Origin of the sequence: Marivirga salinae (genome assembly GCF_030503855.1) — a bacterium.
GTDB lineage: Bacteria > Bacteroidota > Bacteroidia > Cytophagales > Cyclobacteriaceae > Marivirga > Marivirga salinarum.
Map to the genome: position 1 here is coordinate 3,716,784 of NZ_CP129971.1, position 25,189 is coordinate 3,741,972.

The 25,189-nt window shown below is 35.5% G+C and carries 17 protein-coding genes; 8 read left to right on the top strand and 9 right to left on the bottom strand.

The window, feature by feature from the left end:
- The first annotated feature begins 338 nt into the window (after positions 1–338).
- Both QYS49_RS15530 and QYS49_RS15535 read left to right on the top strand, forming a co-directional pair.
- Complete coding sequence (locus QYS49_RS15530) at positions 339–1,400, top strand: efflux RND transporter periplasmic adaptor subunit (RefSeq protein ID WP_308348591.1); 1,062 nt, start codon at positions 339–341, stop codon at positions 1,398–1,400.
- The gene (locus QYS49_RS15535; protein WP_308348593.1) at positions 1,400–4,423 is read left to right on the top strand and encodes an efflux RND transporter permease subunit; all 3,024 of its coding nucleotides are present in this window, start codon (positions 1,400–1,402) and stop codon (positions 4,421–4,423) included. Before QYS49_RS15530 ends, QYS49_RS15535 begins: the two co-directional genes overlap by 1 nt.
- 153 nt (positions 4,424–4,576) lie before the next feature.
- Here QYS49_RS15535 and QYS49_RS15540 read toward each other — a convergent pair whose 3' ends face one another.
- The 3 genes from QYS49_RS15540 to QYS49_RS15550 all read right to left on the bottom strand — a co-directional run bounded on the left by QYS49_RS15540 (position 4,577) and on the right by QYS49_RS15550 (position 6,908).
- Positions 4,577–4,828, bottom strand: coding sequence for a Rho termination factor N-terminal domain-containing protein (locus QYS49_RS15540; RefSeq protein ID WP_308348595.1), 252 nt, complete (start codon positions 4,826–4,828; stop codon positions 4,577–4,579).
- A gap of 53 nt (positions 4,829–4,881) precedes the next feature.
- Positions 4,882–5,277 carry a DUF779 domain-containing protein gene (locus QYS49_RS15545; RefSeq protein ID WP_308348597.1) on the bottom strand — a complete coding sequence of 132 codons (396 nt, stop codon included), beginning with the start codon at positions 5,275–5,277 and terminating at the stop codon, positions 4,882–4,884.
- A 107-nt stretch (positions 5,278–5,384) separates the two neighbouring features.
- Positions 5,385–6,908 carry an aldehyde dehydrogenase family protein gene (locus QYS49_RS15550; protein ID WP_308348598.1) on the bottom strand — a complete coding sequence of 508 codons (1,524 nt, stop codon included), beginning with the start codon at positions 6,906–6,908 and terminating at the stop codon, positions 5,385–5,387.
- 213 nt (positions 6,909–7,121) lie between these two features.
- Between QYS49_RS15550 and QYS49_RS15555 the strand changes: the two genes are divergently transcribed.
- Together QYS49_RS15555 and QYS49_RS15560 are read left to right on the top strand one after the other, a co-directional pair.
- On the top strand, positions 7,122–8,066 hold the full coding sequence (locus tag QYS49_RS15555) for an AraC family transcriptional regulator (protein ID WP_308348599.1): 945 nt from the start codon (positions 7,122–7,124) through the stop codon (positions 8,064–8,066).
- Between the two features lie 166 nt (positions 8,067–8,232).
- Positions 8,233–9,150, top strand: a complete 918-nt coding sequence (locus QYS49_RS15560) for a glutaminase (RefSeq protein ID WP_308348600.1) — start codon at positions 8,233–8,235, stop codon at positions 9,148–9,150.
- 199 nt (positions 9,151–9,349) lie between these two features.
- Here the strand turns inward: QYS49_RS15560 and QYS49_RS15565 are convergent, their stop codons facing one another.
- Positions 9,350–10,648, bottom strand: a complete 1,299-nt coding sequence (locus tag QYS49_RS15565; protein WP_308348601.1) for an MFS transporter — start codon at positions 10,646–10,648, stop codon at positions 9,350–9,352.
- Between the two features lie 43 nt (positions 10,649–10,691).
- On the opposite strand from QYS49_RS15565, the gene QYS49_RS15570 reads away from it, so the two are divergent.
- Positions 10,692–10,928: a hypothetical protein gene (locus QYS49_RS15570; protein ID WP_308348603.1), complete on the top strand. Its 237-nt coding sequence runs from the start codon at positions 10,692–10,694 to the stop codon at positions 10,926–10,928.
- A gap of 71 nt (positions 10,929–10,999) precedes the next feature.
- Here QYS49_RS15570 and QYS49_RS15575 read toward each other — a convergent pair whose 3' ends face one another.
- From QYS49_RS15575 to QYS49_RS15585, 3 genes are all read right to left on the bottom strand, one after another.
- Positions 11,000–11,473 (bottom strand): cupredoxin domain-containing protein, encoded by a 474-nt coding sequence (locus QYS49_RS15575; protein WP_308348604.1) that lies wholly within the window; start codon positions 11,471–11,473, stop codon positions 11,000–11,002.
- 79 nt (positions 11,474–11,552) lie between these two features.
- Positions 11,553–12,269 (bottom strand): MbnP family protein, encoded by a 717-nt coding sequence (locus QYS49_RS15580; protein WP_308348605.1) that lies wholly within the window; start codon positions 12,267–12,269, stop codon positions 11,553–11,555.
- Complete coding sequence (locus QYS49_RS15585; RefSeq protein ID WP_308348607.1) at positions 12,256–13,374, bottom strand: cytochrome-c peroxidase; 1,119 nt, start codon at positions 13,372–13,374, stop codon at positions 12,256–12,258. The genes QYS49_RS15580 and QYS49_RS15585 overlap by 14 nt, the downstream gene beginning before the upstream one ends.
- Before the next feature lie 200 nt (positions 13,375–13,574).
- Here QYS49_RS15585 and QYS49_RS15590 point away from each other — a divergent pair, with 200 nt between their 5' ends.
- The 3 genes from QYS49_RS15590 (at position 13,575) to QYS49_RS15600 (ending at position 21,607) form a co-directional block, all read left to right on the top strand.
- Positions 13,575–15,053 (top strand): aminopeptidase P family protein, encoded by a 1,479-nt coding sequence (locus QYS49_RS15590; RefSeq protein WP_308348608.1) that lies wholly within the window; start codon positions 13,575–13,577, stop codon positions 15,051–15,053.
- A 550-nt stretch (positions 15,054–15,603) separates the two neighbouring features.
- Positions 15,604–20,727, top strand: a complete 5,124-nt coding sequence (locus QYS49_RS15595) for an NIDO-like domain-containing protein (RefSeq protein ID WP_308348609.1) — start codon at positions 15,604–15,606, stop codon at positions 20,725–20,727.
- A 250-nt stretch (positions 20,728–20,977) separates the two neighbouring features.
- On the top strand, positions 20,978–21,607 hold the full coding sequence (locus QYS49_RS15600; RefSeq protein WP_308348611.1) for an LON peptidase substrate-binding domain-containing protein: 630 nt from the start codon (positions 20,978–20,980) through the stop codon (positions 21,605–21,607).
- A 28-nt stretch (positions 21,608–21,635) separates the two neighbouring features.
- Here QYS49_RS15600 and QYS49_RS15605 read toward each other — a convergent pair whose 3' ends face one another.
- Together QYS49_RS15605 and QYS49_RS15610 are read right to left on the bottom strand one after the other, a co-directional pair.
- Entirely contained in the window at positions 21,636–24,842 is a 3,207-nt protein-coding gene (locus QYS49_RS15605) for a T9SS type A sorting domain-containing protein (RefSeq protein ID WP_308348613.1), read from the bottom strand.
- Between the two features lie 80 nt (positions 24,843–24,922).
- The gene (locus QYS49_RS15610) at positions 24,923–25,144 is read right to left on the bottom strand and encodes a VF530 family protein (RefSeq protein ID WP_308348615.1); all 222 of its coding nucleotides are present in this window, start codon (positions 25,142–25,144) and stop codon (positions 24,923–24,925) included.
- Positions 25,145–25,189: the final 45 nt, after the last annotated feature.

Sequence of the window (25,189 nt, forward strand, 5' to 3'; positions counted from 1 at the left end):
ACCAAACTTATTACATTAGTTTTTAACCGTAACTAAAACTTATGTAAATAATTATATAATTCTAAAAATATCAAAACCCTATTTTGAAGGGTTACAGGATGACTAATGGAGACACACATGCATTCTTTGGCTGTTAAAACAATATTAAAGGTAGCCAGAGTTGTTAAATAGTCCTCAATCCATTACATCAATTTTTTCATCAAACCCATAATACTCACTAACCATAAATAGAATAGTGAATTCCCTAAACCTATAACAAAATTTTCATTAGTTTTAATCCTATTTCTTTTGATATTAAACTACCAAAGTAGTAGTTTTAATTTTGAACCAAAATCGATATGTCAAAAAAATTATTTTTACTGCTTATTCCTATCCTTTCCTGGGCTTGTGGTAGCGAAGAAAAAATAGATGAAGAAACGGCTACTGAAAACGTTAAAAATACAGCTCCCAATACAATGGTGAAGGTGGATACAGTGGTTTCAGCACCTTTCTATTTATTGATTGAAAGCGCTGGAAAGGTTAAAGCCCACAAAGACGTGAAAGTCTTAGCCGAAACTACTGGCACTATCCAGCAAGCCAATATCAAATCAGGACAGAAAGTTTCGGCAGGAGAAGTTTTAATTCGCTTAAATCCTGAAGAAGCACAATTGAAATTGCAATCGGCAGAAATCAATTATGAAAAAGCTAAACTGGAATTTGAAAACAGCCTCATTGGTTTCCCGAAACTATTAGCTCAGGAAAATCCAGAACAAGACAGTCTTTATCAAAAACTGAAAATAGGTAGTGGAATGCAAGAAAGCAGTATTCAGTTACAAGAAGCCAAAATAGCACTGCAAAAAACCGTGATTCGGGTACCTTTTTCGGGTACACTATATGATGTAAAAGCTTTTAAGGGAAAACACATTACTTCTGGGGATGAATTATTTTCTGAATTTAACCACCGCCTTTTGGTAGAAGTGAATTTATTGGAATCCGAAGCCTTAAACCTAAAAGAAGACATGCCTGCCGAGATTCGTAACCCTGCTAAGGACACTAGTTTTCAAGGAGAAGTTTTCAGCATTAATCCTAAAGTGGATGAAAATGGATTAGTGCAAACTCATATTTTAATAAAAGGAGAACATGCACTTTGGCCTGGCATGAATGTGTATGTAGAAATCAAAATTCCAAAAGGCGAAAGATTGCAAGTACCTAAAAGCAGTTTGGTATTGCGCTCTGGCAAACCAGTAGTTTTTTCCATCGAAAAAGATCTGGCAAAATGGAATTATGTGGAATTCGGATATGATAATGGCAAAATGGTGGAAATCACGGATGGCTTGAAAGCTGGAATGTTGGTGATTACCAATAACAATTTGCAATTGGCACATGATGCCCCTATCAGCATCCAAAATTCTGACAACTAATGACCCGCTATTTCATCCAAAGGCCCATAGCTGTTATTATGACTTTTGTTGCGCTCATTGGACTGAGCGTATTAGCTTGGCTGAACCGACCTGTTTCCCTCCTACCCGATATTGATGTGCCCGAAATGGCCATTCGAGTTGATTATGCTAATGCCTCTCCTGAAGCCATTGAAAACAACATCCTTAAACCCATGCGGGAATCTTTGGCTACCATGCAGGGATTGTCCGATTTACAGTCCACCGCTTCCAATGAGAATGGTTTGTTGCGCTTACGGTTTGTCTATGGACAAAGAATGGATTTGGCTTTTGTGGAAGTCAATGAGAAAATTGATCGGCTGACGGATCAATTTCCGGCTGATATGTCTCGACCTAGGGTGATTAGGGTCAATTATACGGATATTCCCATTGCAAAAATTCAGTTGATTCCAAAGGACGCTTCCAATATGGTGGAAAGCTCTAGGCTGGCAGAAAATGTGATTAAAAAGCGAATCGAGCAAATAGAAGGTATTTCATTAGTCGATTTGAACGGAACGGTAGATGAACAAATCAAAATCATTCCTGACTTAAAGGCCCTAGAAAGAGCAGGGCTAGAAATAGAAGCCATTTCTCAGGCTATTCAATCTGCCAATCAGGAATTGGGCGGTGTGGAAGTAAAAGATGGGCAATACCAATATTATATGCGCATGGCAGGAAGATTGAATAATGCGGAAGACATTGCGCAAATTCCAGTCAAAATTAATGAAGAAAAATACATTCCGATACATCAGTTAGCAGAAGTAATAACCGGAGAAGAGAAAGTCAGTGGTTTCCACTTTTTCAATCAGAACAGAGGCATAGTGATGAATATTCACAAGCAACCACAAGCGGTAATGACGGAATTAATGCCTAAAATTGAAGAATCCATTGATCTGTTTAAAAAGGATTACCCGACTTTGGATATTGCCATCACTCAAGACCAATCTGTTTTTTTGAAAGCAGGCATTAATAATCTACAAGGAAGTTTGCTCTTTGGTGGATTGTTTGCTTTTGGAGTTCTCTTCCTATTCATGGGTTCTTTTCGCTTGCCCGTTATCATGGGAATTAGCTTGCCATTATCACTGATTTTATCCTTTCTGTTTTTTGAAATATTTGGTTTAAGCATCAATATCATTTCGTTAAGCGGCTTAGCTTTAGGTTTGGGAATGCTGATTGATAATGCTATTATCGTATTAGAAAACATCAGCCGAAAACGCATGGAAGGTCTAAACTTATTGGATGCTTGCGTGGCTGGAGTGGCAGAAGTGCAGGGAGCTTTAATCAGTTCGGTTTTGACTACCTTGGCAGTATTTGTCCCTTTGATTTTCTTAAGCGGTGTAAGTGGAGTGCTATTTTTCGACCAGGCCGTTTCTGTGGGTATTATCTTGACAGTTTCTTTGGGTGTTTCTTTTGTATTGCTTCCACTGCTCTATCGTCTGTTCTTTGAAAATAAAAAAGATTTCAAGAAAGAGGACAGCCGCTTTTTTAAAAGCATTGTCAGCGGATTTGAAAAATCACATCATTGGTCATTCCGAAATAAAGGCTTGAGCTTATTCCTAATCATTTTAATTATTCCTTTTGGGATTTTGGCTTTCTGGAATATGGAGCAAAAGGGCTTACCTGAAATCACCAGAAATGATGCGGTAGTTAAAATCAATTGGAATGAACCGATTGATGTCATTGAAAATGCAAACCGCAGTCAGGAATTATTAGATAATTTAAATAAACAACTTCAGTTTAGCGAAACAGATGCCGGCATCCCTCAATATCTGCTAAGTTTGGAAAATGCTGAATTGCAAGAAAGCTTGATTTACCTTCAATTTGAAAGTGAGGAAGTTAAAAATGAGCAATTGAATTTTCTGGAAAATCAAGTAATACAATCTTATCCCAAAGCTTCATTTGAAAAAGAAAATGCTAAGAATGCTTTTGATATGCTGTTTGCCAGTGAAGAACCCTATTTCAGGGTGCAATGGCAAGACCCAAGCTTAAAAAATGCCAATCCAGAAAGCGTGAAACCTGTTCTGGAAAACTTCCCTACTGATAATTTTCAAGCGGGACCTTCTTTGGAAGAAGAAAGTAGCATGATTATGACCATAAAGCAGAAGGAATTGTTGAGATACAGCATTGCTCCAGAGCAAATCATTAGTCAACTACAAAGAGTATTAGGCAATTATAAGATTTCAGAATTAAAGCAGTTCGCCATCATCACCCCAGTGGTTTTAGAGACTGATGAAAAAGCTTTTGCTGATTTATTGAAAATTGCCAAAGTAAAAAATAGCGAAGGCAAAAGCTATGCCTTGCAAAATTTTGTGGATTATGAATGGGGCACAAGATTAAAGAAAATTACTGCTGATGTTTCAGGGACTTATTTTTCGATAAACTTAAGTCAAGATGCAGTTTTAGAAAAGAACCCTGAAAAACTGACTACGAAAATCAATCAATGGGCTAATGACAACAGCTTGATCCAAAAGATATCAGGAAGGTATTTTACCGATCAGGAAAATTTAAAGGAGTTAGCTTTTATATTGTTGATTTCTGTAGTGCTTTTGTATTTCATTTTATCGGCTCAGTTTGAAAGTTTTTGGCAGCCTTTAATCGTAATTTTTACATTGCCTTTCGGGATTTTGGGTGCTATGATAATGCTTTGGATTGGCGGAAGCAGTATCAATATTATGTCGGCTATTGGGATGGTCGTAATGCTGGGAATTATGGTAAATGATGCCATTTTGAAAGTAGATACCATGAACCGCAATTTAAAAGCCTTAGAAAAGAAAGATAAAGAAAGCGTTTATGAAGCCATCTTTTCAGCTGGAAAAATCAGATTGAAACCTATTCTGATGACTTCCATCACAACGCTCTTGGCCCTAAGTCCGGTATTGCTTTCAGGTGGATTGGGAGCTGAATTGCAAAAACCATTAGTATTAGCCGTTATGGGCGGTTTGACAATAGGGACTTTTACGGCATTGTATTTTGTGCCTTTGGTTTATTATCAGGTGCGGAAGTTTTGAGGTTTTTAAGTGTTGAGGTTTTCAGGTTCATAAGGCTAGAGTTGGAAGTAGAAAGTGAGGTCGATTTTTTCTAGATACTAGATACTTGCTACTTTAGTCTAATTAGGTCAAGTAACGCAGATTGGACCGGTAGTTATTTGGAACTACCATTTCTTAATGATTCCTCAATGCGTCAATCAATTCTGCTTTATTCATTTTAGAACGTCCTTCAATACCTACTTTTTGAGCTTGTTCCTGTAGTTCGTCTACTGTCCACTCTTCGTAAGGTGGTGCTTGTCCCCCTTTTTTACCTGAATCTGGTGTATTGGCAATACGAGCAGCTTTTTCCTTGCTCATGCCTTTGTCCCTTAAAGCTTCGTATTGCTCTTCATTTTTTACGGTTGGTATGTCATTCTTTTTAGCCATTTCTTTGTCGATTTTACTTAATATAACCGCTATAAAATGGAAATGTTACTAATTCAGTTTGTTGAATCTGCTTCTAAATATTCTTCCCCAGTCATAGTAGGTTCTAATTTTTCCATTTCCTCCATGGTGAAAATTCTGGATCGAATGATGAAACGAACTCCCATCGGGATTTCCAATGAAAAGCTTGAGCCTCGGCCTTCTGTAACATCTAGAGTGAGATGGGTGTGTTTCCAATATTCAAATTGATCTTTGCTCATGAAGAAATCACAACCGTAAACCTGTCCTAGCCATACATCTCCTCCACCGACTTTGAAATCTCCTTTTTCAAAGCACATAGGCGAAGAACCATCGCAACAGCCTCCACTTTGATGAAACATCAGTTCACCAAATCTGTCCCTAAGTTCATCTATTACTTCAATTGCACGATCGCTTATTGTTACTCGTTCCATTTTTTACAGTTTTAAGTTTAAGGTTCTAAGTCATAAATAAAAAAAGTTATAGGTTGTAAATGAGTTTCCTTACTTACAACCTATAACTTACTACTTAAAACTATCTACTAAAAGAAACCTAATTTATTCTTATCGTAAGAAATCAACATATTTTTAGTTTGTCTGTAGTGATCCAACATCATTTTGTGGTTTTCTCTACCGAAACCTGATTTCTTGTAGCCTCCGAAAGGTGCATGTGCAGGATAAGCATGGTAGTTATTCACCCAAACACGACCTGCTTTCACAGCTCTTGGCACTTGATACAATTCATGTGCATCTCTACTCCACAATCCAGCACCTAATCCGTACATGGTATCATTGGCGATTTCTATAGCTTCTTCTGTGGTTTTAAATGTACAAACCGAGGTAACAGGACCAAAAATCTCTTCCTGGAACACCCTCATTTTATTATGGCCTTTGAAAATTGTAGGCTCTATATAGTATCCATTTTCTAAACCAGAATTTAGATCCGCTTTTACACCACCGCAAAGCACCTCTGCTCCTTCTTGCTTACCTATTTCCAGATAAGAAAGAATTTTCTCAAATTGATCATTTGATGCCTGAGCTCCCATCATGGTATCTTCCGCTAATGGATGTCCCATTTTAATGGCTTTGGTTCGTTCTACTACTCTTTTCATAAATTCATCAGCGATGTCTTCATGTACCAAAATTCTAGAAGGACATGTACAAACCTCCCCTTGATTTAAGGCAAACATCACAGCTCCTTCAATACATTTATCTAGGAATTCATCATCTTTATCCATCACAGATTTCATAAAGATATTTGGAGATTTACCACCTAATTCCATTGTAACCGGAATAAGGTTTTCGGAAGCATATTGCATGATAAGGCGCCCTGTAGTAGTTTCACCAGTGAAAGCCACTTTTGAAATTCTATCAGATTGTGCCAATGGCTTACCTGCTTCCGGACCGAAGCCTGTTACTACATTCAATACGCCAGCAGGTAATACATCTTGAATCAATTCCATCAAAATCATCAATGAAGTTGGGGTTTGCTCAGCTGGCTTAACTACCGTGCAGCACCCAGCTGCCAAAGCAGGAGCAATTTTCCAAGTCGCCATCAATAATGGGAAGTTCCATGGAATAATTTGTCCTACAACTCCTAAAGGTTCTTGCAAGTTAATGCTAACAGTATGCTCATCATGCTCTGAAATACTACTTTCATCTGCCCTGATGGCTCCCGCAAAATAACGGAAGTGATCCACGCAAAGTGGCAAATCTGCAGCTCTACATTCTCTTAAAGCCTTACCATTATCAATAGTTTCAACCCTAGCCAGCATTTCAAGATTTTCTTCAATAATATCAGCAATCTTCAAGAGCACATTAGCACGCGCTGCTGCCGAAGTTTTCGACCAGGTTTCAAACGCCTTATGTGCAGCATCAATTGCCCTATCTACATCTTCTTTGGTTCCTCTGGCTGCTTTGGTAAAGGCTTTTCCATCAACTGGACTGATATTATCAAAATATTCTCCTTTGGCAGGCTTTACCCATTCACCACCAATAAAGTGGTCATATTGTGCCTTGAAAGTAGGCCTTTCTACTGTTTTGTGAGTTTTTTCTAAAGTTTCCATAGTAATTTTTTAATTTTTAATATCCTCTAATTTCCTTCTTATAATTCTTAATTATTTTGTTAAGCGTATGAATCATTTTGCTTTCCATCTAATTTTTAGAATATCATAAATTTTACTAAATTGTAAGACCGCTTTCTCCGCATTATGTCAGGAGTTCTGTCAGGATTTAGAAACCTAACATATAGGTAATAGAAAGTAGGAAAATATTTAGCTATGAACAATGCAATCCGACCATACCAAGTACCTGTAGGAAATGAGAATTCGCTTTTCACTTTAGTGGAAAATCGGACTGCTTATACTTATGACAGTTGCGAACTAAATGTTTTCGAAACCCATCAGCAGGCAAAGGATGTGAAATTGGTTTTCAATGATTTTGTATTCACTTCAATGCTAAGAGGCAAAAAGATCATGCATTTGGAAAACAAAGAATCATTTGACTATCTACCAGGAGAATCCGTAATAGTAGGCCCAAATGAAGTGATGGAAATTGATTTCCCAGAAGCGAAAATAGGTCGACCGACCCAATGCATTGCATTAGCTATTTCGCAGCAATTAATAGATTTCACATTGGAGATGCTAAATGAAAAGCATCCGAAAGTAATGGAACAAGAGCAATGGCAAATTGATCCTAGTATTCATCATATTATTAATAATCAGGAGTTGATTAATACGGTAGATCGGATCATCAAAATTTCAAGAACCGAAGACAGCACTACCAAAGATTTATATGTGGATTTGGCCATGAAGGAGATGATTATCCGATTAATGCAGACACAAGCCAGACATGTTTTCACCTCCTCACCTAAAGCTTTGGCTACACATCACCCACTAGCTTATGCCATTCATATTATTCAAAATAAAATAAACGAGAAAATTGATTTTGATAGATTAGCAAATGCCGCATGTATGAGCAGGGCTACCTTCTTCAAGAAATTCAAAGAAGCTTTTGGCTACACACCTGGGCAATATGTACTGTCGGAAAGAATTAAGCTAGCTAAAAAGTGGTTAAAAAAACCAAACTGCAGTATTTCTGAAGCTTGTTTCAATTCAGGATTTGAAAATCTCTCGCATTTTACTAGTGCCTTTAAAAAAGAAGCAGGCATTTCCCCCTCGGTTTTTAAAAAGAATAACCAAGGGAGTGGTTCATTTTTAAATTAAAATCATATCTCTTTAGAATGTCAATGCATATTAATAATAAGATAATGCAATGCATAACTCACTAATTTTTTCGTCAGTAGCCGTACAATAGCTTTACAAGTAAAAATTTAATATTCGTATCTCATTTTCATTCCTGCCGTAATAGAGAAGAAACAAAAATTATAATTTGGAAGACTATAACAGAATACTCGATGATATTTTACATACGGTAAATTCCGTAGACACTCCAGGGAAGGTAGCTACCTACATTCCTGAATTAGCTAAAATTGATCCATTTAAGTTTGGTGTTTCCCTTCAATTTGCAAACGGTGAAACATACAATGCAGGGGATTATGATGAGCGTTTTTCCATTCAGAGTATTTCCAAAGTCTTTACCTTAAGCATGGCTATTCAATGCATAGGCGATAAAGTTTGGGATCGAGTAGACGTAGAGCCTTCAGGCGATCCTTTCAATTCATTAGTGCAATTAGAGCATGAAGCTGGTATTCCCAGAAATCCATTTATCAACTCAGGAGCGATCGTAATTTGCGATATTTTACTTTCAGAATTAGACAATCCTAAGGATGATTACTTGCAGTTTATGCATGATTTACAAGGGACAGATAAGATTCAGTACAATGAAGAAGTTTTTAAATCGGAGAAAAGCATGGGCTATAGAAATGTAGCCATGGCTAATTTCATCAAGAGCTTTAAAAATATCCACAACAATCCAGAAGACGTATTGGATTTCTATTTTTATACTTGCTCAATAGATATGAGTTGCGTGGAATTGGCTTGGTCTTTCCAGTTATTTGCTCAGCATGGAAAATGCGCTCCAGATGGTACTTTATTCTTAGAACCCAATCAAATCAAAAGAATTAATTCCCTGATGTTGACTTGCGGATTCTATGATGAGTCAGGTGAGTTTGCTTTTCGCGTGGGATTACCTGGAAAAAGTGGTGTTGGCGGAGGAATTGCAGCCGTCTTGCCTGGCGAATTCAGCATAGCGGTTTGGAGTCCGAAACTGAATGAAAAAGGCAACTCAGCTAAAGGCATGCACGCCCTGGAATTATTTACCACGCATACAGAAATGTCTATTTTTTGAACCAGAAAGATTCACTAAGGTTTCTCAAAGAGCACAAAAGATTAGAGATACTAAAATAAAGGAAGAATGATCGGTGTGCCACACGACCATGGGAAATTCCACGCTTAAATGCCGTAGGCATGACCTTATGGTAACTAAAAAAATAAAATGCAACCTAAGCTCCGTAAGAGTCACCTTTCTCAACAAGATTTTAATATCCTCAAACGGTCTTCAACCTAAAACTTAAAACAATTGCCAAAACCAACAAACTCATAAAAAATATGATTTGGGCTGGTAAGCCAAAAAGTTGAGCTACAACTCCAAAACCAGCTGCAATTATGGTAAATAAACCTATAAAAGTATTGGCAACGGAAACATAAGTGGCTCTATTATCTTCAGGCGCGTAATCAACCAAATAAGTTTTTCGGCTTAATCTTGCACCGCTATAGGCAATCCCATTGATAAAAAAGACAGGTAAAAAGGCAAAGAATCCTAAATTCCAATCAGAAGCATAATAAAACAATAGAGCAAACACTCCACCGCCAATTGCAATAAACGAAGAGATTCGCATCAAACGAGTAGCCGATTGGTCTGCTATTTTACCCCAGAAAGGACTGCTTATTACATTAGCCAATCCATTCACTATAATTAAATAACCCAATAAACTCCATTCAGGATTCCCAATATCTTTGGCAACTAAAACATAAAAGGGTTGTAATAGCGGAACTGCCATTAATAGAGCCCTTGTAAACAGAAAATTTCTAAAATTTGTCTCGTCTTTTATAAGCCCAATTCCTGCTTTAATTTCTTGTAATGGATTTCTTCCTCCGTCTGTGGCCCCTCTTTCTTCTTTTATCATAAAGAATAGAATAGAAGCTATAAACCATAGGAAAGCAGCAAATAAAAACATAAATCCGTATATGGATTTATCAGCTTCTTCCTGTATGAAAAAGACTAAAACTACCCCAGCAATCAAACTCAATATACCGCCAAAAGTAGAACGATAGCTCAACATTTGGCCTCTGGTATTTTTAGGAATGGTTTTTCCTATCACATCTTTGTAGGCAACAGACGCAACTCCACTAGCAAAACTGAAAACAGCTAACAAAATGAGTAATACGATCGGAATAGAATCTTCATCACCAAAAAATATATGACCTGCAGCGGCCAGCCAGGCAAAAGCTTGAACCAAAGCGCTGACTGCCCAAAAGTACTTTCGAATGGCGAAAGATCGAATTTTACCTGAAACGGCTAACTGTGGTAATAATGAGCCCGCATCTTTAACTGGCACTAATGCACCAATCATAGCTGAAGAAGCTCCAAAGAAATCCATGATCCAGGCAAGTGTGAGATTAGGACTGATAATTTTTTCTGCCAATTTAGTTAGTGTTCCATTGGCAATATTGAGCGTAAAATTTTTAGGAACATTAGTACAAGCATCATCAGGGATGGCTTTGCATGCTCTGGGTTCATCTTCCTCTGTTAAAAAATCATAAAATCGCTCATTTAATTCTGCCATGAATAATAAGGGCTTAACTTTGAAAAATTAAAAATATAAAAAAATGAGGGTAATAGGTGAACTTCCCAACAACTTTTGCAAAATCAGTTTGTTCCAATGGAATGAAAAATATTTAGTGAAATTTGAGTTAGGTTTATACGAGCAAACTTTTAAGATTGATGAGTATGAGGTAGCAGATGTTAATGAACTAAAAAGTCTTATCTCTGAAGAATTCATCAAAAAAGTAATGAACCGTTTTGATGAAATGCATGCAGATTGGGGAGAGATAGCTTTAGGTTAACTATTTCAATGATGGTATTATAAAAAAGTCTCCTTTACTGATTTAAGTGTATTGGAGACTTTATTTTTATTTTAATTAACTGTGATATTTCCTGTCATTCCAAGATGGAGAGTACAAACATAATTATCCAGTTCATCTGCTAAAGTTTGTGTTAAAGTAAAACTAAAACTAGTTCCATCATTTTGGAAATCAACATCCGAATCTCCTTCAAAACTTCCTTCGACACTATTCATGCTCAACAGTATATTATTCTCACTATCTCTTAAAGCAAAAGGGTGTGAACTGGCACCCGTTACGGTTAATTCATAACGTGTGCCCACTGTTAGACCCCAAGTGCTATTATCTTCATTTAATGTAGTAACATCCTCATCTCCATTTGTCTCACTTACAAAATAAGCTGAGGCTCCTGAGTTCCCTATCGTCATTTCCACTATGTTGACAGAATTATCATCGTCATCATCAACTAAATCATCAACATCCTCTTCACAAGCAAGGGTTAAGAACATAATTGGAAGTAGAAATAGAACTCTTTTTAAATAATTCATAAGTCAATTTATTTTAATTTACTGATTTCAACCATTTAGAATTCACTATGTTTTAGATCTTTACTATAAGGAATAAAATTTATTCAATTAGCTTCACAAAGCCTTCCTCATAATTTTCACCTATCAAATCCGCTTCATTATTGAATTGAAAATCGCTCAAAACTTCAAAATCGATGGTGTTAGGATTTTGAAAAGCTTCTAGTAAATCAAGTTCAAATTCCAATTTATTATTATCTCCAGCAAAATTTATATTTTGATCAAATTCAAATACTTGTGCCTTTAAATTCACTTCCGTTCCAATATGAACAACCACTCCTCTTCTATTTTCTTCTTTATCCTGAAATTCTCCATCCATCCTGATGAATTTATAGCCTGTAGTCCAATTCCATGCCATATTGTTTGAAGGATCTAAATCGCCCACTATTTCCGCTGACAAATTTTCGTCACCCACAACACCTACATAAAAACGAATGGCTTTATAATTTCCAGATGGTATCTGATCTAAGTTTAACCTAAATTTATTTGCGTTGGTCGGCTCAATTAAATGATAACTTTCAGGAATTGCATAAACTTCTTCATCAGATTTTATCAATCTGATTTCACTAATATATGTTCTCCAAAGACGTAGTGAAAATTCATTCCCAGCTTTATTTGTGTAAGTCTTTCCATATTCAAAATTTTCATTTCCTGACTTATGAATAAATTCTAATTCTAAAGAAGCTGTTTCTTCAATATCATCCCCACATGCGAATAATATAAAAGGTAAAATATAAAAAAGTGGTTTAATCGTTTTCATTTTCAAATGGATTAGAGAATTGTGGGTTATTTATAAATTTTTCATCCGTAAGCATATTCAAAAATGCCAGAATATCTTCTTTTTCTTGTTCAGTAAGGAATAATTGAGGTCTTTCTCCAGGAGCTTGATTTTCATTTCCGCCTTCAATAATCAAAATGTCTAAAGTACTACTTTGATGGATTCCATTATCATAGTGCTCAATCACTTCCTCTAAACTCTCAAATCTACCATCATGCATATAAGGAGCAGTTAATGCAATATTTCTTAAGCTAGGTGTCTTAAAACGACCTTTATCTTTCTCGTCTCCAGTCACTGCCATTAAGCCTTCATCCATATTTTCATCATTATCCAATCCGTTATTATGAAAACCTTGGAAACCATCTATGGCCCCTGATGTAAGAGGCCCTAAATGGCAGTCTCCACAATTACCACCTCTCAGCTGACCAGGAATTGGATGGGTAAAAAACAATTGCTCTCCTCTTCGTTCAGACTGAGTTGGTTCATATTCACCTCTTAAATATTGATCATATTTAGAATTAGATGAAATCAATGTTCTCTGAAACTGAGCCAATGCTTTCCCAATTAATTCTTCTGTGATTTCATCCGTTTCGAAAGCTTCTTGAAATAATGTATTGTAACCTGCATCTTCCAATTTTTGAATGGCATTATCAAAGGTCTCATGCATTTCTATTGGATTTCGGATTGGTTCAGTCGATTGGTCTTCTACAGATTGCATTTTACCATTCCAGGTGAAATGTTCAGCCCAAAGCAAATTCACCAAAGACATACTACTCACTTCCCCTTCTTGCCCATCTATGCCTGGACTGAAGGCCTTACCATCTGTAAAAGCTTTACTTTGTTGATGACAACTTGAGCATGACATACTGTTATCTCCTGATAATTTCTTTTCATAAAAAAGCATTCTACCCAATTCAAATCCTTTGGAAGTGAAAGAGTTATCTTCAGGAATACGCTCATTGAAACTTCCAAAATATGATGGAGCAGTAAGCTCAAATTCCTCTTCAGGTTCAAGTACCTTCCCTTTAGGATCGCAGCCTAAGAAAATAAAAAAAAAGAGAAAAGAGGAAAATAGAATTAATCGCATTGCAAAAGCCGAATGATACTATAAGTTTATATTGTCTATGAATATTAACAAACGTAATTTATATGATAAAAAGTTTATAGAATGAAAATAATTTCACGTTAGATTACAGAAAACTTATTTAAATTAGGTTTTCATCGCCACTAATATAAAAATTATCATATTAAAATTAGAATTTACGTATTTTTCAAAAAATCAAAATTATGAAAATATTTCACATACTTCTCATTTCAATGTTAATCCCGAGCCTTGCTTTAAGTCAAGTGCAAAAACCACAAGACTTTCTATCAAGCGACTTCCATAAAGAAAGAAGAGAAATTTTACGGAATAAAATGCCTGAAAATTCTGTGGCCGTTTTCTTTTCCAACCCTATTCGTAATCGAGCTAATGATGTAAATTACAAATATCACCAAGATCCTAATTTCTATTATTTAACAGGTCATCAACAACCTCATGCCTTACTCATGATATTTTCAGAAGAGCAAAATATTAATGATGCTAGCTTCAATGAGGTTGTATTTGTAAGAGGTAGAAATGCTTTAGCTGAATTGTATGATGGTGGAAGAATTACTACTAAAGAAGCCATAAAAGACTTAAAACTAGAAGTGGCCTTTGAAACTCCTGAATTCAAAAATTTCCCAATTGACTTCTCAAAATTTGATCAGGTATTATTTCATGATTTTGAAGATGATGTGAGAGAAACTCAGGAAGAAGGCGATTTATATGATTTGATTGCTCAGTTCAAACAAAAAGTAAATTATCCTGATAATACTAGCTTAGATATCACGCCTGAACCACAAGAGAATAATTTGAACACTACTTTGTTAGATGAATTATTACGCCCAATGCGTGGAATAAAAACCGAAGAGGAATTGGATCTATTGAGAAAGGCAGTGAAAATTTCCGCCTTAGGTCAAGCCGAAGTAATGCGTGCAATGGAGCCTGGAATGTCTGAACTGGAAGTGCAAGGCATGCATGAATTTATTTATAAAAAATATAAAGCTGAGTATGAAGGCTATCCGAGCATAGTGGGCGCAGGTCATAATGGCTGTGTTTTACATTATATAGACAACTACAAACCAGAAATTGAAGATGGAGAATTAATTTTGATGGATTTGGGGGCTGAATATCACGGATATACAGCAGATGTGACAAGAACTATTCCAGTAAATGGAAAATTCACCAAAGAACAAAAAGCAATTTATGATTTGGTATATGAAGCTCAGGAAGCTGCCATGTCCATTGCTAAAGCGGGGGTTCCTTTTTCAGATTTACTGGACACTACTCAGGCAGTTATCAATAAAGGCTTATTAGAATTGGGGATAATTAAAAGTTTAAATAAAGAAGATTTGATAGACCCCGCAACTGGAAGACACCGATATTATCCGCATGGATGTTGCCACCACATCGGTTTGGATGTTCACGATTTAGGAGAATATGGAACACTGGAAGAAAATATGGTCATCACTATTGAACCTGGCATTTACATTCCTGAAGGTAGCCCTTGTGATGAAAAATGGTGGGACATTCCAGTAAGAATTGAAGATGACTATTTGATTCAAAAAGAGAGTATTGAATTACTATCAGATGATGCCCCGAGGAAAAGCAGTGAAATTGAGGAATTGATGAAAGAAGAAAGTGCATTTGGACAGTTTAATTTGCCTGGTCTAGAGGAAAAATAATAATGGAATTTAATTGTAGGAACAAAACAAAAACATGTTCCTACAATTAAATTCATCCTCTTATATTACAAAAATGAATTCAATAAGAACTAGATTAAAACACCTCCAACAACCAGTTTAACCCCCTGAAAAACTTTCACCTAAACGTATAATTAATTACTGAAAAGTACATAAAAATTACAAATATCCACTTAAAGTAATCAGAATTATTAATAATAACAGAAAATAATAGTAGACTACAAATAAGGCCTTTAAACAAAATTATGAAGGTTTTTCAATATTTTCAATTCCAATAAAACTGCATACCCTGTTAACTATAGGATATTATATAAGTATAATTTTCAAGCAAAAAACAATACGAAAATTAAGCCCTTTCATCTTGAAAAACAGCAATTTAGTCTAAAAAACAAGAGAATCCCCTTCCAAATTGATTATTTTTATATTTTTTGCCTAAATACTTGAATTACTTACATTACCTTTGCCATTTATAGAACAGTTTGAAATATGTTTTATTGAATAGTTTAGATCGAAAAAGTACTTTTTATAGATTATGAAAAATTTTACCTCATCCTTTTTTAATACAAAACTATTAGTTGCGCTTATTTTCTCTTTAGTCAACTTGCACACCCTATACAGTCAGAATGCTTCAAATTATGTATTCAGTGCAGAAATAAAAACTTACGAACCCATTACAGGTGGAACTGTTATTTTTGATAATTTAGCTGATGATGATGAGTTTTTTGCAGGAGAGAACATTGGTTTCGATTTTGAATATTTAGGGACAAAGTATTCTCAACTAGGTATTTCAGAAAATGGATACGTACATTTTGGAGGAAGTACAAGTACCACTTCTTATCCAATAATAAATAATTTCCCTAATACTTTAGCAGGCTTTTCTGGAAACCTAACAGCACAGGCAAGTTCAGAATTAAGAATAGAAACTGAAGGCACTACTCCTAACAGGGTCTGCGTGATCCAATGGGAAAACTATACTTGGTATGGACAAACCGATAGTTACGATTTCCAAATAAGGCTACACGAAACATCCAACAAAATCACATATCATTATGGTTCCTTTAATTATCCAGGAATTCAGCTGGTTGCACAGGTAGGAATAATTGGAGTAAATAACAACGATATCTCACTAAGAGATTATGTGGGGCCAGGCAACTGGAACACTTCCAATACAATTTATAGCGATGTTTCAAACCGAGGAATTGAAATAACATCAGACATCAAACCAACTGAAGGATTATCCTTCAGCTATTCCACCCCTCCTGCTGATCTCAATTTATCTTATGCTATTAATACCAGCAATCCCTGTAAAGGAGAGATAATAGAATATACTGTAGAAGTAACTAATAACGGTCCTAATGACACCTACAATGCAGAGGTATTATCTGAAATTCCGGCAGGGCTCACTTTTGAAAACGCAACAGCAAGCGATGGAACTTACAACTCAACTACTGGCATTTGGGATATCGGAGACATCACCAACGGAAATTCTGCTTCCTTATTGATTTCTGCTAGCGTAAATAACGATCAGGGCGGTCTGACCATCAACAGCAGTGCTGCAATCACCAATTCTTTTGCCGAAGATCCTGATCCCTCAAACAACAGCTCAAATTTAAGCGTAACCGTCAGCAACAATAGTTTACCAGAAATAAGTACAATTGGCAATCAGGCTGTAGATTACAATCAAACTTCTGCTCCTGTAAACTTCACAATCTCGGATTCGGATGTAGGAACATCCCCCGATGATTTAATTTTATCTGTGACCTCCTCTAACACAACTGTAATTCCTGTATCAGGGATAGTTTTTTCAGGTAGTGGTGAGAATAGAAGTTTTACCATCACTCCAGGATTAAACCAGTTTGGTACTTCAGAAGTAACTATTGAGGTATCGGATGGATCATGCTCTTCCACTTCCAGTTTTTCCGTAGAAGTATTTAAACAAAGCTATGGAAACTTTGAAAGTGCTAAATTTGTCGTAGGTCAAGTTGATTTCAATACCACCAGCACTGTTGCCTCTGATGTAACTGCTCCAGGTTCCAACAGTTCTGCCGTAAGTGCTAAAGGAGTATTGGCGGTAGGCTCTCAAACAACTAATAGGGTACTGATTTGGAACAGCGTCCCAACATCAAATGGAACAGCTGCCAATGTGGTAGTAGGGCAATCAAACTTTACTAATACAGGGGCAAATAATGGCACCACTGGTTTAAATGCTCCAGATGGAGTTAATTTTAGCCCTGACGGAAATAAATTAATAGTTGCTGATGCAGGAAACAACAGAATATTAATCTGGAACAGTATTCCTACCACTAATAATGAGCCTGCAGATGTCGTTTTAGGCCAAAATAATTTTACAGATAACGATCCAGGTTTAGCAGCCAATCGATTTAATAGACCAACAGATGTACAAATAACATCTGATGGTAAAATGATAGTAACGGATAGAAATAATAGTAGAGTACTAATTTTTAATAAAATACCCAATACTAATTTCGTTGATGCTGATTTAGTAATTGGTCAACCCGATTTTACAACTAATACCGCTACAGCTTCTCGAAACGGATTATATATCCCTTGGAATACTGCGCTTTCACCTGACGGTAAATTATTGATAGCGGATGATGAAAATAATAGAGTTCTCATTTACAATAATATACCTACTGAAGATGGTGCTTTTGCTGATGTAGTTATTGGACAAAATAATTTTACAGACTGGGTTCCCGGTTCTACGGCAGATAAAATGAATAGTCCAGGGATTACTGTATCTCCATCTGGAGTTTTAGCGATTGCAGACTATCGTAATAATAGGGTTCTGGTTTACAATGAAATCCCTATATCCAATGGTGCTCCAGCAGACATTGTATTAGGTCAACCCAATTTTACTCAGAATGTTGATTTTAACGATGGTAATAATTCTGTTGGCACACCTGATGATAGAAACATGAGTGAGCCATACGGAATTAATTATGATCTAAACGAAAGATTATTTGTTAACGGAAGAGCGATGCACAGAATGATGGTTTTTGGCGAAACTCCAACCCAGGTCTCGGATCTTGCTCTTTCCTTCAATGCTGATAATTTAAATCCTTGTGTTAATAGTTTAGTGACATTTACAGTAAATCTCACCAATAATGGCCCAGACAATGCCACAAATATATCCGTAATCAGTGCCTTACCTGTTGGCTTTACTTTGCAGGAAGCTACTGCAAGTACTGGAACTTACAACCAATCAAGTGGCTATTGGACAATACCTTATGTAGGAAATGGAGAAACGGTAAGCCTAGAAATGAAAGGCACAGTAAACGTAGGAGAAAATACTAACTCTATCACAACTTACGCCAGCCTAAGATCTTATAATCAGGCAGACTCAGATTTTAGTAATAATGCAGGCTCAATTACGGTTAATGTAGCTGATAATGAAGCACCATCCATCACTGCTATTCCAGATCAGATTACGGACATCAATACAACTACCCCTCCTATCACATTTACGATAGACGATTTTGAAACTCCTGAAGGATCACTAACAGTTTCCGCTGTTTCATCCAACACTTCGGTCATTAAAAATAATAAAATAACTATTGGTGGAACTGACGCAAATCGAAATTTGACCATAAATCCTGAAAACAATCAGACAGGACCTGTTACTATCACCGTGACGGTTGATGATGGAACCTGTACCACAACAGAATCATTTGAAATATCGGTAGGTAATGTTTGGCTAGGTAATACTAACGACTGGAATACTGCTTCCAACTGGTCTACCTCATTACCTTCTTCTACAGTTGGCGCAATAATTCCTGCAGCTCCTTTAGGCGGTAATTATCCTGTTATCAATGCAGATGCTGATGTTAACAATCTAGGAATAAATGCAGGGGCACGTTTAACTATAAATGCCACCAGGACTTTAGACGTTTATGGCGATTTTTATAATGATGGATCAGAATCTACAGGTTCTGGTATTTTAAATATAAGAGGTGCCGCTGCTCAAAACATTAGGGGCATTACCGGAGGCTTGAATATTAACAATGCATCTGGTGTAACTTTAAGTGGCAACTTAAATGTTATGGAGGTGCTGGATTTAACAGCTGGAACACTTACTATAGGTGCAAATACTTTGACTATTCGAAATCCAATAAATGGTAACAATGCTAATCTTTTAACTGCAAATACTTCTTCAATTACTGTGGAAGGTAGCACTGCCGGCATTAATTTACCAGCTCAAGTGAGCCAGTTAAACACACTTACTTTAAATAACGGAAGCGGACTTACACTCAATGCCAATATCATTTTAGATAATTTGATACTTAGTTCAGGAAGTTTGAGATTGGAAGGAAATGACATGACCATAAACGGAAGCATTAATTCTACTGCCGGTTTACTTAGCGGAAACATTAATTCCAACCTAACTATTAATGGAGCTGGTGCTGCAGGTTCTTTGCAAATCTCAACCACCGACAATGTTTTCAATAATTTTGAAATCAACAGAACAGCTGGTGAATTAACTATACAGAATGATTTGAGAATAGCAGGAATTCTAAGCTTGACAGAGGGAGTGATATCAACAAATGATAGGATTTGGGTAGAAAACACAGATCCAAATGCTATTTCCGCATTTAGTACTTCCTCCTATATAAATGGTCAATTAAGACGATGTGTTACAGCAGGACAATCGTACAATTTCCCTGTTGGATCACCTAATCATCTTGAAAATGCACTCATATCTTTCACATCTATCAGTGCAGCTACCTGCATAGATGCAGAATTTAATCCTGGACTTACAGGCAATGGCCCTACTGGTCTAACAATTGGTTCTAATGAGGTCACAGGAGTATTGGATTATGGTTTCTGGACCATAGAACCTACCAATTTAAGTTCAGTTATAGAATATGACATTTCCCTTACATCCATAGGTCATACTAATGGAGACGCTGCAGACAACCATGTTGTACTAAAAAGAGGAACAGATGCAGATGATTGGGCGATTGTTGGAAATTATTCTTCTGCAAATGCAGGAGGAAGTTTTACAGACCCTATTACTGTTTCAAGAAGTGGTCTTAACAGCTTTAGTGATTTTTCTGTGGGTGTTTCAACAGAAGGACCTCTTCCAATTAATTTACTTTACTTTAAAGGAGAATTAAAAAATAATTACACAAAGTTAAGCTGGGAAACTTCTAGTGAAATCAATAATGATTATTTCGAAATACAAAAATCGAAAGATTGTGAAAATTTCGAACCAATAGGTACAGTAGAGGGGAATGGTACTACCAACAGTAAATCAAACTATGCTTATTCCGATTATAGCGTAAATTCTGGCAAGACATACTATAGATTTAAGCAACTGGATTATGACGGTCAATTTTCTTACTCTCCTATTGTTAATATTGATTATCAAAATAGAAATGGACAACTCGTTTTAGCCCCAAATCCAGCTCAAAATGAGGTGCAAATTCTGCTTGAAAACAGCAATGTTTTAAACTGTAATGTGGCTATTTATGATCAGATGGGCAAGTTAATGATACAAGAAAATTTTGACTTAAAAGACAATCCGGATGTAAAGCTAGACATCAGTTTATTGGTTACTGGAGTGTATCAAATCAGAACAGTTTACAAAACAGCAACAGGCTCTATCATGGGCTATGCAAAACTTGTAAAACAATAAGTTTAAGATGTAGCAATGTAAAATATTTTAATTAGACCGAATATTTTACATTGCTACTTGAGTTATATCATCGGCTATCCAGTTTAAACTCAAATCATTATTTAACAATTTTCATTTTCCTGAACAGTAAAATATTACTATTCTTATAATATTTAGACTTTATTTAGATAAATGAAATTATTTTGTTCATACATGAAACCTAAAAATTAAACAATCCTTTAAAGTTAATGTATCAACATTGAACATTAAAATGAAACGAACAATTCCACTCTTTCCTCTAAAATTAGTGGCTTTTCCTTATCAAAATCTCAATCTACATGTATTTGAGCCACGCTACAAAGAGCTAATATCTGATTGCATAAATGACAATAGTACATTTGCAATTCCTTCATATGTGAAAGATAAGGTAGAATATGGTACTGAAATGGAAATCCGTGAAGTAAGCAAAGAATATGATGATGGTAGATATGACATTAAAACAAGAGGTAAAAGAATTGTTAAGGTATTAAATATGGAAAACCCATATCAAAATAAAAAATATGCTATTGGTGCAATTGAAGAAATCCCTAATAAAAATAATGGCGAAGTTTTATTAAAAGAAGAAATCTATGAAGCTGTTCAGGAAATGTACGATCTTGTAGAAGTAGATAACAGAAAGCTTTCTATGGATTTTCAGGTTTTTGATATTGCACATCAAATTGGCCTTTCCACAGAAGCCGAATATGAATTGATACAATTAATAGAGGAAAGACAAAGACAGCGCTTTGTAATGGACCACTTGAAGGTATTATTACCGAAATTAAGAGACATTCAACGATCAAAAGAACTGATTCAAATGAATGGACATTTTAGAAAGTACAATCCTCCACAGGAATTTTAACCTTAAGCCAACTCAAAAGTTGGCTTTTCTATTTTTTGATTATCCGTTGATGGTAGTCAACTGTACCATCAGAAATCTTCAATAAATAAATACCCTTTTTCAAATCATCTAGTTTCAATGTTTTACCATTCATTAATTCTCCTTCAATTAAAATTTTGCCTCCAATATCCATTAATTGAAATTGAAAATCTCCTGATTCTATCAACTCAATATTAAGCTTCAAACCTACAGGATTGGGATAAATCAAAATTTTACGCTCAAGAATAGAATAATTTAAAGTAATCATTTCTTCTATTCCATTTAATTTTACTAGCTGTTTCTGTCCACCTGAAATATGAATGATTTCCCCAGACACCTGCCCTCCTCTTGCACTGATTGGCGAAAAACGAACATAAACTTCTATCTCAGGAATATCTCCAATTTCATTGATCGGTAATTCTATTTCATTTGCATAATCACCATTTTCTAACAAACTGATTTCAAAATTATCACTTGTGGTGACCCTAAGATTTTCAGGTAAATTCTCTGCTTTCAAGCTATAGCGCTTCGATTCTGAAAATTCATCTAAAAGAATACTTCCAAAACTCAAGCCTTCTTCTGGTGCATCAATTATTAATATTGTATCCCTTGGAATTATTTCTAAATTTTGAATAAACTCAGGGTAAATATGAAATGTATCATTTTTTATACCTATAAAACCTGTCACATTTACTTTCCCTATTGGGATTTCCATTCCTACCAAAGGATGATTATCTCTATTTAACTTGAATATCAGGGAATCGGAATTTTCATCAATTACATAATACTCTCCTTCGGAAAATTGACCTTCACCTAAAATATCTAGGTTTTCAATTTTTACTTGTTGAGATTCCACAGAAGCATCAATTTCAGCAATAGCTTTTAATATAGGATCTATTACTATTGAATCCGAAGACAAAATATTGATTTCCTTTTCAGGAATAAGCGATAGCCACCCCGCTTCTTCAGATAAAACACCTTCCACTTCCACGCTATCTCCAAAATTTATATCGGTAGAATTGAGTCCTTCAATTGCTATTCCAGCAGTTTCATCTTGAATTATTCTTTTAGATTCAAAATGATTATTCCCACCAATTACTACTCCTTTAATTTTCACCCGATCCCCTATTGATTTATTTCTTGCAGATGTGATGGAAGATAAATTTAAAGTTCCTTCTAGTCCACTTACAGCTAAAAAGGTAGTATCAGCATCTTGACTGATATTTAAAATATTACCCTGATAGGATTCTCCTACAGTACTATTAGGTGAAAATCTAACAAATATTTCCTCTTGTATAGCTTTATCACTTATGATAATTAGACTATCATTTTGATTAGAGAATTCAGCATTCAATGAAATTTGAAAACCTTCAGGAGCTTTTATAAATAGAGTATCCTTTAAATTATTAGCCAAAAGCTGATAAGACTGATAATCAGACTTATTTGGAAAAGAAATGATTCCAAAATCAGGTTTAAAACCAGCACTATCAATATTGATTTGAGGTTCAATGAAATTAATCATTATCTGCTCACTCAAGACCCCATCATCAACTGTTACAATAAGCTCTTCTGAAACATTATACCTTAAACTATCAAATTCTATTTTTCCATCTATTAAATCCTTTTGTAAAACTCCAGAAAGTGTTCCTGTTCCATTTGCAGAGATATTTACTTTCCGAGCTGAGTGATCAATATTGTTATTAGCATCTAATGCTGAAACAGAAATACTAAAATTATCCTCTATGAAATATTCTTGAGCAGTACTTGTGACATTTAATTGAGTTGCAACCACATTTTCTTCAAATACATTTGAAGTAATCGGGATGGAAATGGGATTAACAAAGGCTGAACCACTAACATCAGTTCCAAAACTATGGTTTTCAGGGATTTCAAATCCTACAATATCTCCATCAGTTTGAGTTTCATTCAACCAAATGGAAAGTATTAAAGTTTCTGTTCTTCCATCTGCAATAGAATATTCATTTTCTTTCAGATCAAACTCAATATTATCTTTATTTATGGATAAATCAGTGATAGTTAAATCAGAATTACCATCATTTAATTTTGCTCCTTTAATAACCGTTGACCAATCCACTACTCCATTATCAGCACTTTTTTCTATTAAAATAGTATTGACTAAAGTTGCCATTCCATCTTCGCTACCCTTATCCGAAATATCAAATTTGAAAACCTCTACTGCATCTGTTTCTGAATTTGCAGTTGAAGAAATCTCACTAGAAGGAATTTGAGTAGATGGGATATTAATTTCACTATCCTCATCCAAAGACGTAGTAGTCGTTACCGAAATCGTTTCACTTTCAGTTAAATAACATTTATCAGTGGTTAAATACTCAAAAATTGCAAAATGATATTCAACCCCTCGAGCTAATCCAGAGATATTTATTGAATTAGCCGTTCCATCATACACCACAAAATTGCCTGTCCCAATTTCATCAGCCAACCCATTGCTAAGGTTTTCATCAGCATTATAGTTTACTCCATTTTGAGGTATCTCATTTACAACACCTCCTTCTTTAGCCAAAACAAGCACTCCATCACCGTCTCCCCTGCTCCAGCTTAAATTGATCTGGTTATCTTCAATGTCTGTTTCAGAAGGTGTAGAAAATATGGCTTGAGTAGAAGGATCAGTACAAGCAGCACCAAAGCTTTGCCCGTAATTCAACTGTCCTTTGGTTTCTATAGCAGGGCCTTCCCATGTAAAATTTGAATAATCAGTAGCATTTCCTGATAATTGCAATGATTGCCCCATTGGAGTTGAAGTGGTTTCCTCCACACCTATATCTGTTGACAATTCACCGTCAGCGGGACCTCCTACTCCTGTGAAAGCACCTTCATAACTAATAAATTGTATTAAATCACCATTATAATCCAGCGAAAAAGCATCATCACCATTTTGAATTCCTGAAATATCTTTATAAAAAATTGTAACCCCATTTTCAGTACCACCTTTAGTGAAAGTGTCTAGTGTATGAGAACTCCCATAAGTTTCCCCATCGGAACCATTGTAGAGAAGTAGGGTAAAAAGACTTAAATTATAAGAACTTTCATCCTCAATCACTACTTCAACAAATTCTCCTTCATCTGTACTTTCATTATCATAATGAAATTCATTGATCCACGCATTTTGGGCTTGAAGATTAAATACTGAAAATAATATAAAAAGAAGGGGGATAGTAGGTTTTGGTGAAAATGACATTATTTTGAATACAATAGTTGAGATTCAAAAATGATAATTTACTTCGAAAAATCATAAAATATTGAAGAATTTATAAATATCTATTTCTTCAAGCTTTTGATGTATAGCCGTTCAACTTTTTCTCTAGCCCAAGGTGTTTTCCTTAAAAAAGTCAAGCTAGATTTTATGGAAGGGTCATGATTAAAACTATTTATTTTAATCCTATATCCTAATTCTTCCCAGCCATAAACTTCTACTAAATGCTCTAAAATAGCTTTAAGCGTTACTCCATGAAGTGGATTATTAGGTTGTTGTTCAGGCATAATAGGTTTTTTTCTATGATCTAAAATGAAAAAAGCATCCGACAT

Bases quoted from the DNA above. Each gene is read 5' to 3' on its own strand.
- QYS49_RS15590 (WP_308348608.1), top strand. From the start codon at position 13,575: ATGAAAATATTTCACATACTTCTCATTTCAATGTTAATCCCGAGCCTT.
- QYS49_RS15545 (WP_308348597.1), bottom strand. From the start codon at position 5,277: ATGGAACGAGTAACAATAAGCGATCGTGCAATTGAAGTAATAGATGAA.
- QYS49_RS15575 (WP_308348604.1), bottom strand. From the start codon at position 11,473: ATGAATTATTTAAAAAGAGTTCTATTTCTACTTCCAATTATGTTCTTA.
- QYS49_RS15610 (WP_308348615.1), bottom strand. From the start codon at position 25,144: ATGCCTGAACAACAACCTAATAATCCACTTCATGGAGTAACGCTTAAA.
- QYS49_RS15595 (WP_308348609.1), top strand. From the start codon at position 15,604: ATGAAAAATTTTACCTCATCCTTTTTTAATACAAAACTATTAGTTGCG.
- QYS49_RS15550 (WP_308348598.1), bottom strand. From the start codon at position 6,908: ATGGAAACTTTAGAAAAAACTCACAAAACAGTAGAAAGGCCTACTTTC.
- QYS49_RS15605 (WP_308348613.1), bottom strand. From the start codon at position 24,842: ATGTCATTTTCACCAAAACCTACTATCCCCCTTCTTTTTATATTATTT.
- QYS49_RS15585 (WP_308348607.1), bottom strand. From the start codon at position 13,374: ATGCGATTAATTCTATTTTCCTCTTTTCTCTTTTTTTTTATTTTCTTA.
- QYS49_RS15535 (WP_308348593.1), top strand. From the start codon at position 1,400: ATGACCCGCTATTTCATCCAAAGGCCCATAGCTGTTATTATGACTTTT.
- QYS49_RS15565 (WP_308348601.1), bottom strand. From the start codon at position 10,648: ATGGCAGAATTAAATGAGCGATTTTATGATTTTTTAACAGAGGAAGAT.
- QYS49_RS15580 (WP_308348605.1), bottom strand. From the start codon at position 12,269: ATGAAAACGATTAAACCACTTTTTTATATTTTACCTTTTATATTATTC.
- QYS49_RS15600 (WP_308348611.1), top strand. From the start codon at position 20,978: ATGAAACGAACAATTCCACTCTTTCCTCTAAAATTAGTGGCTTTTCCT.
- QYS49_RS15540 (WP_308348595.1), bottom strand. From the start codon at position 4,828: ATGGCTAAAAAGAATGACATACCAACCGTAAAAAATGAAGAGCAATAC.
- QYS49_RS15570 (WP_308348603.1), top strand. From the start codon at position 10,692: ATGAGGGTAATAGGTGAACTTCCCAACAACTTTTGCAAAATCAGTTTG.
- QYS49_RS15530 (WP_308348591.1), top strand. From the start codon at position 339: ATGTCAAAAAAATTATTTTTACTGCTTATTCCTATCCTTTCCTGGGCT.
- QYS49_RS15555 (WP_308348599.1), top strand. From the start codon at position 7,122: ATGAACAATGCAATCCGACCATACCAAGTACCTGTAGGAAATGAGAAT.